A 12,828-nucleotide genomic window follows, 5' to 3' on the forward strand; every position below is an offset into this window, starting at 1 on the left:
GAACGATTGCTCGTCCGAGTATTTGAAAGCTGAATAGCTCATTGACTTGCTAGCGAGATTATTCATCTCATTTATAGTCGATTGCTCGACTGTGCTTACTCACTCGTTGTTCAGTTTTCAAAGATCAATTTCTTTCGTTCACCGCCGCGTTACCGAAGCAGCGAAAAGTAATATACCATGTCGAAATTTGATTTGCAAGCATTTTTTTAAATTCTTTTTTAAAGCATGTTTCCTACCGCTATTACCTGCAATTACCTGGGTCAAATCGGCAGATTAGCAATATACCATGGTTCCAACAGGATTACAACCTCCTGATCGGACTTTCTCATCGATATTGCTAGCCTGCCTCCTGACATGGTCTATAGCAGCAGCTTTACAACGCTATATTCAATACCAGCTTGTAAAAACGGAAGAAGTCCCATAAGCTAACGGAATTGCGGCTCCAACCATCAGAATGGGCCCCCACCAGGTGAAAAAGGAGATCCCCAGGCACAAGCTTATGAAGATCAGCGCAGGCAGCACAAGTATAGGCGTTGTTAATTGGAGTGCTTGATGTTTCGCCGTATCCTGAATAGGAAAAAGGTTCAGAAATGGCGCCGTTAATTCATCCTTACAAAAGGATTTCCGCCAAAATGCCAGCACGCATGCCGCAAGAATCCAGATCGTAATTTTGAGAGGTCCCGGCAAAATAAACATAGCCGCACTAATCAGAACGGCAAACTGTATCGTTTGCTTCCATTGAGTGCTATTTCTAAAAAAGGATTTGGCTAATAAATCAGCAATTCCGTTGCCGGCACCTTTTCCTTTGAACAAGCGCTGTGAACTTCTAAATAATAGAGGACGCCTCCGCCTCGGTTTTCTTTTTCGTTCCATCACACGAATCAACATCAGAGAGACGATCCGCATCCGAGCATCTCTTTCTCTGGCGATATCTGCAGAGAAGGCCCCTTTCTCTTGCAAACGTATTTTGCTTAGAAACACAACCAGTCCCAGAAGAAGCAGCAGAATCGCCCAAATATAATTCGCGCTATGACTTACCCCCGTAACTAGCATTTGATATAGAAAGAACAGCCCGGCAAAACCCACGACCCGCAGCAGCCAAAGCAAGATCCCCTGTATACGAAGTGCAAGCAGCTGGCGAAGCAAGCCTAAATTTATTTTCAACAGATAGGTAAGCAACCAGAAACAAACAATCTGAGGCACGCCAAAAGCATACGTCTGAACCAGCAAAGGAAGAAAAACGAGCGTCAAAAGCAGCGTCGTGATCCCCTGCAGCACAAGTGAGTATCTGTATCCAAGGAGCATGAGATGCTGAAACCAACGCCGGTTCTGCCTGAGAAAAAGCTGATCCCCTTCCTCAACAAAATATCGAATCGTTCCAAGCCAAGCGAATAGATAGAAAACCGTGCCAACCAAAAACAGCGGTATCCAACTAAACCAGGAAGGCTGAGCCGCCCACCAAGAGTAGTATTGATAGCCAGCCACAATCATCAGCGGAATAACAAAGTAGAAAGCGATCACCCAATCCACCGCTGTTCGTAATGCTTTATACTGGTAAAACCAATCCGAGCGAACCCTTCTTGCAAAAAGTTGGAAGGAGTTTTTCATCATACGGTCCCCCCTCTCATAATAAGGAATGGAAGCAGTCGAATAATGGCGCATCCGGCAGGCCGCATTGCTTCCTAATATCCTGCAAGGAGCCGTTGGCCACCAATCTGCCGCCTGACAGAAGCACAAACGAACTGCAAATCTTTTCTGCAGTGTCTAACACATGTGTACTCATCAAAATTCCAGCGCCTCGCTTACGTTCCTCATCCAGCATCCCTAAGAAATCTTTGATCGCCTTCGGATCCAACCCAATGAAAGGCTCATCGACAATATACACATCCGGTTTATTCAAAAAGCCCAGGATCAGCATGATTTTCTGCTGCATCCCTTTAGAAAATTTCCCAGGCAATTGATGTTTCTCATCCAGCAGCCGGAACCGGTGCAAGAGATCATCCGCACGTTCCAGAAATACTGTTCGATCCAGTTCGTAAACAGATGCGGCGAATTCCATATGCTCCCATAACGTCAACTCATCGTACAGAATCGGATGCTCCGGGATATAAGCGTAGCTTTTTCGCTCACCCCTAAAAGAGATTTGACCTTTGAAATCCTTCAACAAACCTAGGATGCTCTTAATCGTCGTGCTTTTGCCGGCTCCATTCGGACCTAACAGACCTACCAGTTCACCTTGCCGCACCTCAAAATGAATATTTTTAATGATATCCGGAACCTCATCATAGCCGGCTTGATCGATATGTACTTCTAATACAGCTGCTTGTTCTTCTGACATTCGCGGCCACGTTCCCTTCTACCTTCATCCTATATATGGCATCTTCACATTTCTGCCACTTTTTTTCAAGCTGGTACTTTTCGACGTTATGGGTTATGTCCTTCTGCTTTTTGCACTTTCTGGTCTTAGCCAGCTGCCGCCGTCATAAAATGTTAAGTGAACCACGGAACCATCCTTACGCGAGGGGGGTACTTATGTCCGGACAGAACGAGCATGGATCGGCTTATTTTGAAAAAATGCTGAATATCATAGATGTCGGCGTTCATCTCATTGATCGTAAAGGAATCACCATTTTCTATAATGATAAGATGGCCGAAACGGATGGGCTGAAAAGGGAGCAGGTTGTCGGGAAGAACTTTTTTGAGCTATTTCCCTCCTTAACCAATGAAACGAGCACCTTCATGAAGGTGCTGCAAACCGGCACGGAAATCAGGGAGAAAATCCAAACCTATGTCAGTGTCACGGGCAAAAGAATCACAACCATCAACAGTACGTACCCTCTTCATGAGCATGGTGAAATTATCGGCGCCTTGGAGGTGGCCAAAGATATTACAAGCATCGTTCATCTCCACGATCAAATTCTGGACCTTCGGCACCAGATTTATGATTCCCCTGCCAAAGACAAAAAAAGCGCAAGCTCCGCCCGCTACCATTTCAGCGATTTAATCGGCAGCAACGAAGCTTTCCAGCAGACGATCTCTTTTGCCAAAAAAGCATCGCGTACAAGCTCGCCCGTTTTGATCTGCGGTCCGACCGGCACGGGAAAGGAACTGGTAGCCCAAAGCATCCATAATGCGGGGGCCCGAAGAAACCGTCTATTTATCGCGCAAAATTGTGCGGCTGTCCCAAATGAACTTATGGAAGGCATTATGTTCGGAACAGCTAGAGGCGCCTTTACTGGGGCTGTCGACAGAGCCGGCTTATTTGAACAGGCCAATGGCGGAACGCTTTTTCTCGATGAATTGAACAGCTTGGATTTATTGTTGCAGGCGAAATTGTTGCGTGTGCTGCAGGACGGTCTTGTTCGCCGGGTTGGGGGCACGCATGAGCAGCAGGTGGATGTCCGCATCATTACCGCTATGAATATAGACCCTAGGGATGCCTTGGATAAGGGCATGCTGCGCAGCGATCTATTTTACAGATTGAATGTTGTGAATCTTACACTCCCTCCGCTCGCCAGGCGTAAAGAGGATATTCCGATTTTGACGAATCATTTTATAGATAAATTCAATGAACTGTTTGGTATGAAGATTACGGGCATCGCACCTGCGGCTTTGCAGCGTTTGCTTAACTATCATTGGCCGGGAAATATTCGCGAACTGAGCCATGCGATCGAATCGATCTATAATCTGATGGAGCTGGAGTGTGAAGTCATCGAAGAAATTCATCTTCCCGCTTCAATTCTTGGGAACTATGTGATGCGACCAGAGCAGCGGCATGAGGCGGCGGTCTCAACGGGGTTAACCGATAAGGTGAAGCAGCTAGAAAAGGAAGCGATTGTGAGCGCGCTCGCCCACCATCAATACAACGTTACCCTGACCGCGCAAGCGCTCGGCATCAAGCGCCAAGCCCTGCAATATAAACTTAATCGCTATGGCATCGTAAGAAAGCCTTAATGTCAGACTCCGCAAGGAGTCTTTTTCGCGTTATCCGGTGTATCGAGGAAATGTTGGCATGCTTTTTGCATCTTCTAATACTGAGCAAACATCATTACTGGAGGTGCCACTATGGAACGACGTCACTGGAAAGAGGTTGCACTATGGAGAAACGTCACGGATGAGCAGTGGAATGATTGGCTTTGGCAGTTGACACACACCATTCGTTCCTTGGATGATCTGAAGAAAGTCGTGAATTTGACCCCCGAGGAAGAAGAGGGCGTTCGCATATCGACGCAAACGATTCCTTTGAATATTACCCCCTATTACGCATCTTTGATGAATCCAGATGATCCGCGATGCCCGATTCGCATGCAATCTGTCCCTATTTCCGCTGAATTGCTGAAAACGAAATACGATCTGGAAGATCCTCTGCATGAGGATGAGGACTCCCCTACGCCTGGATTAACGCATCGTTATCCGGACAGAGTGCTTTTTCTGGTTACAAATCAATGCTCGATGTACTGCCGGTACTGCACGCGCCGCCGTTTCTCCGGTCAAGTCGGCATGGGCGTTCCCAAAAAACAATTGGATGACGCCATTGCCTATATCCGCAATACGCCGGAGGTGCGCGACGTTTTGCTTTCCGGTGGGGATGGGCTGCTGATTAATGACAACATTTTGGAGTATATATTGAAAAATTTGCGGGAGATCCCACATGTGGAGATTATCCGGATCGGTACACGGGCGCCGGTTGTTTTTCCGCAGCGGATTACGGAGCACTTATGTGCGATTATCCGAAAGTATCATCCGGTGTGGCTGAATACGCATTTTAACCATCCGCTCGAAATCACGGAGGAAGCGAAGAAAGCTTGCGCCATGCTGGCGGACGCCGGCGTTCCGCTGGGCAATCAGTCGGTGATTCTGGCTGGCATCAACGACAGCACCTATATTATGAAAAAGCTCATGCATGATCTAGTCAAAATCCGTGTACGGCCCTACTACATCTACCAGTGTGACCTCTCCGAAGGCATCGGGCACTTCCGAGCGCCGGTATCCAAAGGGTTGGAGATTATCGAGTCCTTGCGGGGACACACGAGTGGGTATGCTGTGCCAACCTTCGTCGTCGATGCCCCCGGCGGCGGCGGCAAAATCGCGCTGCAGCCGAACTATTTGATCTCGCAGAGCCAAGATAAAGTTATTTTGCGCAACTACGAGGGCGTGATCGTCGGGTACCCGGAGCCCAAAAATTACGTGCCTGGCCGGGCGGATGAGTATTTCAACGAAATCTACGGTGTTGAGAAGCAGCCTGAGAGCACAGGCATCATTGCGCTAATGAAAGATGAAAAATTCAACTTAGTGCCAGAAAATTTGCACCGAATCGGCCGGAGAAAAGCGTACTTGGCATCGCCGGATCACGCTTCCCTCAAGGATCGGCGGGGCAAACGGGATGAGATGAAGGATAAGCTGATGAAGGGGCAGCAGAAGGAGAGCCACACGGACGCTGCGGAAGACAGTCCGTCCTAGGAGGCGCCTGACACGGGAAACGCACAATGGGGTCAAGGTGGGCGAGGAACGGAAGTGGGAGAATGGCGGCGAGACTAAAAAGAGCAGCGGAGGTCGGGCGATGAGCCCAGCGGGAGCGGTCAGTTTGCGGCGAGCGGAGTGCGAGCAAGGAGCCCAGCGGGAGCGGTCAGTTTGCGGCGAGCGGAGGTGCGGCGAGAGCACAGCGGGAGCGAGGAGCCCAGCGGGGAGCAGTCAGTTTGCGGGGTGCGCGGAGCGGTGAGTGTGCGGGGAGGGAACTATGGTCCGTTATTCTGCGGGAAATCATCGCTTTTCCCCGTCAGAGGGAACTATGATCCCATATTTTGCCTTTCTGGTCCAAATGTAAGCATTTGGACCAGAATAAGACCCTGTAGTTCCGTCTGATGCTGAAATCAGCACATTTGGCTCAAATAGCGCCCCGTAGTTCCCCTTCGCACGAGGGTTGACGCGGTACTTTGTAAATGTGAGGCATCGCAGGTTGATGCGTTGGGGTAGCCCACTGATTGGAAACAGGCAGCATGGCGATTCCCGGCCTACTAATCTACTTTTTAAAACAAATCAGCTTCAGCTCGGTCAGCTCCTCCACAGCGTATTTCACGCCTTCGCGTCCTGTTCCGCTTTCTTTGACCCCGCCGTACGGCATGTGGTCTACGCGGAAGGTGGGGATGTCATTGATCATGACGCCTCCGACCTCTAATGCTTCGGCAGCGGCGAACGCCGTCCGCATATTTTGCGTGTATATCCCCGCTTGCAAGCCATACCTGGAGTCGTTAACCAAACGAATGGCTTCCTCGATGGTGGAGATTTTATTGATCATCACAACGGGAGCAAAAGCTTCCCGACAGGAGACGCTGCTCGCTGCATCGACATGCAGCAGGACTGTCGGATGCACGACATTCCCCTCTTTCCGGTTGCCGATTGCAACAACAGCGCCTGATTTCTCTGCATCCGCTATCCACTCCATAGCCCTCTCGGCATCACGCGAACTGATGACAGCCGATACATCCGTTTTGAAATCAAGCGGATCCCCTAATCGAAGCATCTCCGTCTGTTTGACGAACTTTCCGACAAATTCATCAAACAACTGCTCATGCACGTATATCCGCTGAATCGAAATACACACCTGACCCGCATAGGAAAAAGCCCCTGTGACCGCCCTCGCGATCATGTCATCCACAACCGTCCCTTGATCGACAATTAACGCCGAATTGGATCCTAGCTCTAAAATGACTTTTTTGAGGCCCGCCTTACTGCGAATGGCGATGCCGACCTCCGGGGAGCCCGTGAAGGTGACCGCCTTCACGCGCGCGTCCGTCACGAGGAGATCGCCGATCAGGCTCCCGCTGCCGGTCACAACGTTCAGCGCGCCGGCCGGAAGCCCCGCCTGCTGCAAAAGCTCCGCCAAAAACAACGCAGACAACGGCGTTTGGCCTGCCGGCTTCAGCACAATCGTATTGCCCGCAGCGATCGCTGGACCTACTTTGTGCGCAACCAAATTCATCGGAAAGTTGAACGGTGTTATCGCCGCAACGACGCCCAAAGGCTGGCGAATCGTATACGCCACACGATCCTCTCCGCCCGGCGCTGCGTCCATCGGAATCGTTTCGCCGTGAATCCGTTTCGCCTCTTCAGCGGCGAACTTATACGTGGCGATCGTGCGCTCCACTTCCAGCTTCGCCGTCGTGATTGGCTTCGCCGCTTCAAGCGCAATAATGCCTGCGCATTCTTCCGCCTTCTCGCGGATCAATGCAGCCAGCCTCTCTAAAATCGCTGCCCGTTCATGCGCCGGCATCCGCGCCATCACGGGTCTGGCTCGTTCAGCGGCATCAAGCGCCTGCTGCACTTCGCCCGCTCCTGCGTACGCAATCTCGGCAATTTGTTCGCCGCTGTAGGGTGAGAATAAAGGCCGGTACTCGCCAGCCTCCACCCACTGCCCTTCAATGAATAAATGCTTTCTCATGCTGTTTCCCCTTTCCTAGCTGCTGCAAGCCCTAAATGCCGCCTCCAGCACATCCAAGCCCTCGGCAAGCTGCTCATCCGTGATCACCAGCGGGCTTAGAATACGAATCACATTCCCGTAAATTCCCGCGCTCATCACGATAACGCCATGTTGATGCGCCTCCTGCAAAATCCGGGCCGTCAGCTCCTTATCCGGTGTCCGGCTCACAGGATCTTTCACCAACTCAACGGCACTCATCGCACCTAATGTGCGCACATCCCCGATACAACCGAATTCCTGCTGCAGCGTAAGAAACCTTTCACTTACCGTTGCCCCTATGGCAATGGCTCTTTCTGCCAGCCGCTCCTCCTCCAGCATAGCAATGACTTGCAGGGCAGCGACACACCCGAGCGGGCTGCCGCCGTACGTGCCGCCGATTTCCCCAACGCCCGGGGCGTCCATGATCTCAGCCCGGCCTGTCACGGCGCTGATTGGCAGCCCGGCGGCAATCGATTTGGACATCGTCATGAGATCGGGAACGACGCCATGATGCTCCATGGCAAACATACGGCCCGTACGCCCGAAGCCCGTTTGCACTTCATCCGCAATCAGCAGGATGCCATACTTGTCGCAAATGCGTCTCACGCCCTTGATAAACCGTGTGGAAGGGATGACAAAGCCCCCTTCGCCTTGAACAGGCTCAAGGATCACGGCAGCTACATCCTCGCCCGGAACCTCGGCCAAGAAAAAATCATCAAATTTCTGCAAAATTTGATCATCCACCTCATCCTCAGACATGCCGCCAGGAGCGCGGTAGTAGTACGGATAGGGCATTTTATACGTATCGGGTGCAAAAGGACCGAAGCCATTTTTGTAAGGCTTCACCTTACTTGTGAGCGACATCGCCATGTAGGTTCTACCGTGAAAGCCGCGCTCGAAAGATATGACGGCTCTGCGCCCCGTATATTTGCGTGCGATTTTCACGGCATTCTCAACAGCCTCCGCCCCGCTGTTCAAAAAAAACGTTTTTTTTCGATGGTCGCCAGGCGTCAATTCGTTTAATTTCTCAGCAAGAGCCACATACGGCTCATACATCATCACATGGAAGCAGGGATGCAGATAGCGGTCCAGCTGCGCCTTCAGCGCTTCCACCACTTTGGGCGGACAATGGCCGACATTCAAAGAGCCGATTGCGCCGGCGAAATCGATAAAGGTATTCCCGTCGACATCGGTGAGCAGCGCTCCCTCCCCTTTTGCCGCAAAGGTAGGTACGGTGTTGAATGGCCCCCGCGGAATGCTCGCCATACGGCGCTCCAGCAGCTGCTGAGCTTGCGGCCCCGGCAGAGAAGTCTTCATCTCAATGTAGGCCGTCTTTTTCTCCTTCACATCCATCCGCTATGCCTCCATTCTGTCAAGACCGCACCAATGAAGCAAGGTCAGCGCGATGATTTCCGCAGCCACGAACACATCCTCAAGCACAATGTGCTCATTCGGATAATGCGCGACTTGCGTAATACCCGGACCAAAAACCAAACAAGGCGTCTCCCCCAACTGCGTCAGTAAGCCGCCATCCGTGCCCCAAGGCGATGCTTCAATGACCGGCTCTTCTTGCTTAACCTCACGATACTGCTGCAAGAGCACCTCCATCAGCGGATGCCCCGGATCGACGCTGCCCGGCACCCATTGCGCTCCGAACCATTCCAAGCCAGGCGGATGCTCTGCAAACCATGGATCAACATCCTTCAACCGACCGATCCACCTGAGCATTTCCTCTCTGGCCTCTTCCAACTTCTCATCAGGGGCAACGCCCATACGTCCCTCCAGCTTTACCGTATCGGGAACGGATGAGGGCCAATTCCCGCCTTGAATAACACCCAGATTAATGGGAATCGGAATCGGGTTGTTGGCGTACAGCGGATCTTTGATCCGGGCATTCCTCTCCTTCTCCAGCTCCCGGATATGCTGAATGACAACGATGCTTTTCTCAATCGCGCTAACGCCCTCATATCGGGTTCCGCCATGCGCCGAGCGGCCTTTGACCTCAATGCGGAACCACATCGAGCCCTGCTGCTTTGGAAAAATGCGCAAATTCGTAGGCTCCGGAATGAGAGCTGCATCCGCCTTGTACCCTCTCACGATAGCTGCCAGCGTCCCAGCCCCGCCGCTTTCCTCTTCCACAACGCTTTGAAAAATAACATCGCCTTTCAGCTTCAGCCCTAGTCCCTGAATAGCTCCGAGCGCAAGCAGAAGCGCTGTATTGCCGCCTTTCATATCCGTCGCGCCGCGTCCGTACAGCTTGCCGCCTGTCACTTCGCCGCTGTAAGGATCGTGCTGCCACTGATCCCTCTGGCCCTCCGGCACAACGTCTACATGACCGTTAAGCAGAAGGGAACGTCCCCCTCCGGCCCCCTTCAAAACACCCACAACGTTGGGACTGCCTGCAAAATGATTTCGCGGTGAGCAAAAATACGGATGCCCCGCAAGTCCCTCTCCGTCCGGCTCCCACATGTCCACGTCCAATTTCAGACCGTGCAGCTGATCGGCCACGAGGAGCTGAACTTCCTTCTCATTGCCCTGTGTGCTTGCTATTCTCACCATTTGCTGCAGCAATGCGATCCCTGCGCTGCGATGAAGCGTTATCCACTCATGAATTCGTTCCTGCAGATCAGCGTTCAGCTTCGACAAAGGAATTCCCTCCTTTCGTTTCGCTTCCCATTATGGAATGTATGAAATATGCTCAGGTATGATCAAAGCGGCCTCCGTATGACGCATCACGTCATCAACCGTATACGGCAACATGATTTCTTTCAAAAGCAGCCCATGCTCCGTCACTTCCATCACAGCCATTTCCGTTATAATCAGCTTCACGCAAGCCCGCGCGGTCAGCGGCAGCTCACACTGCTTCTTCACCTTGGATTCGCCCTGCCGGTTGATATGGTTCATGAGCACGATCACTTTTTTCGCTTTTTGCGCAAGCTCCATCGCTCCCCCGATGCCGGCCACCCGCTTGCCCGGTACGATCCAATTCGCCAAATCACCCCGCTCGCTAACCTCCAGCGCCCCAAGGATCGTAATATCAATACAGCCTCTGCGTATCATGGCAAAAGCAATGGAACTGTCGCAGTAGGAAGCTCCATCTACAATCGTCACCGGATACCCTCCTGCGTTGCAAAGAAACGCATCCTCCTCTCCCGGATTCGGTGCTCCGCCTGCGTACAAGATGCCGTTTTCCGCGTGAAAAACAATCTGAACACCCTCCGGCACATAGTCCGCAACCTGGGTCGGGATACCGATGCCTAAATTGACGGCCATGCCGTTTTTCAATTCCTGAGCGGCCCGCTTCGCTATTCGGACACGGTTTTCTTTTCCCATACCCATTGCCAATTCACTCCTTTGCTGAGGATGACCATATCGACGAAAATGCCCGGTGTGACAATACTTTCGGGGTCCAGCGCGCCAAGCGGCACAATTTCATCGACTTCGGCAACCGTACATGCACCGGCCATCGCAACGAGCGGATTGTAATTTCTGCCGCTTTTATCATAGACAAGATTGCCGTAGGGATCGGCCTTCAACGCATGAACGATCGCCACATCAGCCGTCAAAGCCGGCTCCACCAAATACGTTCGCTCATCGATCGAAACCGTCTCCCTGCCTTCCCCCATCATCGTGCCGACCCCGACGTCCACCAAAATGCCTCCGAGCCCGACGCCGCCTGCCCGGATTTTTTCCGCCAGCGTTCCTTGCGGATAAAAGACGACCTCCATCGAGCCGTCCTCCATCATTTGTCCCGCGTTAGGATTGGAGCCGATGTGGGAGGCAATTACCTTTTTCACCTGCCCGGCGGTCACTAAACGGCCAATCCCGATATGCGGAAAACCGGTATCGTTGCCGATAATCGTTAAGTTTTTGACCCCTTTGCGCAAAATGCCATCGATCAGCGTCGGCGGTGTGCCAATACCGCCAAACCCGCCGTACATGAGCGTGCAGCCGTCGTTAATCGCATGAAGCGCTTCCTCCAAGCTCTTCACTTTGCTCAGTTCAGATCTCTCCATCCTTGCCACCTCCGGCTGACTCTCTAGCCAACTCATCCATGACTTCCCGAACGGCTTCTTCCAAAAGCAGCACTAGTAGATCGATTTCCGCTTCCGTAATGACAAGAGGCGGCGCTACAATTATAGCGTCCCCGGCCCCGTCCACAGCTCCCGCTGCGGGATATACGAGCAAGCCTTTATGAAAGGCTTTGTCTATGATCCGGGCGGTGATGCCCGCAGCAGGCGGAAACATCTCTTTATCGTCCCGATTCCGCACGAACTCGATGCCCAGCAGCAAGCCTCTGCCTCTGACATCGCCAATGATCTCGATGCCATCTGCCAGCTGACGCAGCTTAGCCATCAAATAAACTCCCCTGCTTTGAGCGGCCTGAGCGAGCTGATGCTTCTCGATGTAGTCCAGGACCGCCAGCGACACAGCCGCCGACTGCGGATTGGCGCTGTAGGTATGGCCGGCCATGATGCTTTTGGAGCCTTGCAAAATAGGCGCCATCACATGGTCCTTGACCAACGTGGCGGCCATCGGCGTGTAGCCGGCGCTCAAGCCTTTGCCCAGCGCGATCAGATCCGGCTCTACGCCGTCGTGCTGCATGCCGAACATTTCCCCCGTTCGGGCAATACCGGTCATGACCTCGTCGGCGATAAATAAGATCTCATGGCGATCGCAGATCTCTTTGATCCTCTTGTAGTAGCCTTCAGGCGGAACAATCGCTCCTCCGGCAGCCCCTACAATGGGCTCGGCAATGAATGCAGCGATATGCTCGGCACCTATTCGTTTAATCGCGGTTTCCAAGTCGTCAGCACATGCCAGCTTGCAAGAAGCGGCATTCAACTTGAACGGACACCGGTAGCAATAGGGAGGAGCCACGACTGGAAAGTCTTCTAAAAGCGGAATAAACCGCCTTCTCCTTAGCACATGACCGGACATCGAAAGCGCGCCCATAGTGATGCCGTGATAGCTCATTCTGCGCGATATCACTTTGTTTTTTCCAAATCGGCCTTTCTCTTGCCAATGCTGAATGGCAATCTTCATCGCCGTCTCCGTCGCTTCGGAGCCGCTGTTCACGAAGAAGGCCCAGTAATCGCCGCCGGGCTCCAAATCGCTCAGCTTCTTGGCGAGTTTCTCTGCCGGTTCGCTCGTAAACTGGGAACGGTATACAAAAGATACCTTGCTTGCCTGCTCAGTCATCGCCTCAATGATTTCCGGCACGCCGTGTCCGATGCCGGCGGTCACAGCTCCTGAAGCCCCGTCCAGATACGCTTTTCCTTGGTCATCGTAGAGGAACACCCCTTTTCCGTATTGAACCGTGGGATAAGGATGGTCCAAAACCGGCTTGATTAAATGCTCCCGCTCCATAA

General features: G+C 52.3%; 11 protein-coding genes. 3 read left to right on the forward strand and 8 right to left on the reverse strand.

Annotated features, from left to right (window positions below; genetic code table 11):
• Positions 1 to 387 precede the first annotated feature (387 nt).
• Together GC097_RS23525 and GC097_RS23530 are read right to left on the reverse strand one after the other, a co-directional pair.
• On the reverse strand, positions 388 to 1,611 hold the full coding sequence (locus tag GC097_RS23525; RefSeq protein ID WP_171685751.1) for an ABC transporter permease: 1,224 nt from the start codon (positions 1,609 to 1,611) through the stop codon (positions 388 to 390).
• Between the two features lie 13 nt (positions 1,612 to 1,624).
• Positions 1,625 to 2,338 (reverse strand): ABC transporter ATP-binding protein, encoded by a 714-nt coding sequence (locus tag GC097_RS23530; RefSeq protein ID WP_171685752.1) that lies wholly within the window; start codon positions 2,336 to 2,338, stop codon positions 1,625 to 1,627.
• 194 nt (positions 2,339 to 2,532) lie between these two features.
• Here GC097_RS23530 and GC097_RS23535 point away from each other — a divergent pair, with 194 nt between their 5' ends.
• The 3 genes from GC097_RS23535 to GC097_RS23545 all read left to right on the forward strand — a co-directional run bounded on the left by GC097_RS23535 (position 2,533) and on the right by GC097_RS23545 (position 5,719).
• Complete coding sequence (locus GC097_RS23535; RefSeq protein ID WP_171685753.1) at positions 2,533 to 3,954, forward strand: sigma-54 interaction domain-containing protein; 1,422 nt, start codon at positions 2,533 to 2,535, stop codon at positions 3,952 to 3,954.
• Between the two features lie 111 nt (positions 3,955 to 4,065).
• Positions 4,066 to 5,460 carry a lysine 2,3-aminomutase gene (kamA, locus tag GC097_RS23540; RefSeq protein WP_171685754.1) on the forward strand — a complete coding sequence of 465 codons (1,395 nt, stop codon included), beginning with the start codon at positions 4,066 to 4,068 and terminating at the stop codon, positions 5,458 to 5,460.
• A 100-nt stretch (positions 5,461 to 5,560) separates the two neighbouring features.
• Positions 5,561 to 5,719 carry a hypothetical protein gene (locus GC097_RS23545; RefSeq protein ID WP_171685755.1) on the forward strand — a complete coding sequence of 53 codons (159 nt, stop codon included), beginning with the start codon at positions 5,561 to 5,563 and terminating at the stop codon, positions 5,717 to 5,719.
• A gap of 300 nt (positions 5,720 to 6,019) precedes the next feature.
• Here GC097_RS23545 and GC097_RS23550 read toward each other — a convergent pair whose 3' ends face one another.
• The 6 genes from GC097_RS23550 to GC097_RS23575 are packed head-to-tail and all read right to left on the reverse strand — an operon-like array spanning position 6,020 to position 12,826.
• On the reverse strand, positions 6,020 to 7,438 hold the full coding sequence (locus GC097_RS23550; RefSeq protein WP_171685756.1) for an aldehyde dehydrogenase family protein: 1,419 nt from the start codon (positions 7,436 to 7,438) through the stop codon (positions 6,020 to 6,022).
• A 15-nt stretch (positions 7,439 to 7,453) separates the two neighbouring features.
• Entirely contained in the window at positions 7,454 to 8,803 is a 1,350-nt protein-coding gene (gene gabT, locus GC097_RS23555; RefSeq protein WP_376768416.1) for a 4-aminobutyrate--2-oxoglutarate transaminase, read from the reverse strand.
• 9 nt (positions 8,804 to 8,812) lie between these two features.
• Entirely contained in the window at positions 8,813 to 10,102 is a 1,290-nt protein-coding gene (locus tag GC097_RS23560) for a peptidase (protein ID WP_246294425.1), read from the reverse strand.
• Between the two features lie 30 nt (positions 10,103 to 10,132).
• Positions 10,133 to 10,795, reverse strand: coding sequence for a 3-oxoacid CoA-transferase subunit B (locus GC097_RS23565; protein ID WP_171685758.1), 663 nt, complete (start codon positions 10,793 to 10,795; stop codon positions 10,133 to 10,135).
• Positions 10,762 to 11,472 (reverse strand): CoA transferase subunit A, encoded by a 711-nt coding sequence (locus GC097_RS23570; protein ID WP_171685759.1) that lies wholly within the window; start codon positions 11,470 to 11,472, stop codon positions 10,762 to 10,764. The genes GC097_RS23565 and GC097_RS23570 overlap by 34 nt, the downstream gene beginning before the upstream one ends.
• Positions 11,459 to 12,826, reverse strand: a complete 1,368-nt coding sequence (locus GC097_RS23575) for an aspartate aminotransferase family protein (protein WP_171685760.1) — start codon at positions 12,824 to 12,826, stop codon at positions 11,459 to 11,461. The genes GC097_RS23570 and GC097_RS23575 overlap by 14 nt, the downstream gene beginning before the upstream one ends.
• Positions 12,827 to 12,828: the final 2 nt, after the last annotated feature.

It is taken from the genome of Paenibacillus planticolens (assembly GCF_013141725.1).
Lineage (GTDB): Bacteria > Bacillota > Bacilli > Paenibacillales > NBRC-103111 > Paenibacillus_E > Paenibacillus_E planticolens.

What these genes read in the sequence shown, in the direction of transcription:
- GC097_RS23570 (WP_171685759.1), bottom strand. Translation starts at nt 11,472, where the DNA reads ATGGAGAGATCTGAACTGAGCAAAGTGAAGAGCTTGGAGGAAGCGCTT.
- GC097_RS23535 (WP_171685753.1), top strand. Translation starts at nt 2,533, where the DNA reads ATGTCCGGACAGAACGAGCATGGATCGGCTTATTTTGAAAAAATGCTG.
- GC097_RS23525 (WP_171685751.1), bottom strand. Translation starts at nt 1,611, where the DNA reads ATGATGAAAAACTCCTTCCAACTTTTTGCAAGAAGGGTTCGCTCGGAT.
- GC097_RS23550 (WP_171685756.1), bottom strand. Translation starts at nt 7,438, where the DNA reads ATGAGAAAGCATTTATTCATTGAAGGGCAGTGGGTGGAGGCTGGCGAG.
- GC097_RS23545 (WP_171685755.1), top strand. Translation starts at nt 5,561, where the DNA reads ATGAGCCCAGCGGGAGCGGTCAGTTTGCGGCGAGCGGAGTGCGAGCAA.
- GC097_RS23575 (WP_171685760.1), bottom strand. Translation starts at nt 12,826, where the DNA reads ATGGAGCGGGAGCATTTAATCAAGCCGGTTTTGGACCATCCTTATCCC.
- GC097_RS23565 (WP_171685758.1), bottom strand. Translation starts at nt 10,795, where the DNA reads ATGGGTATGGGAAAAGAAAACCGTGTCCGAATAGCGAAGCGGGCCGCT.
- kamA (WP_171685754.1), top strand. Translation starts at nt 4,066, where the DNA reads ATGGAACGACGTCACTGGAAAGAGGTTGCACTATGGAGAAACGTCACG.
- GC097_RS23530 (WP_171685752.1), bottom strand. Translation starts at nt 2,338, where the DNA reads ATGTCAGAAGAACAAGCAGCTGTATTAGAAGTACATATCGATCAAGCC.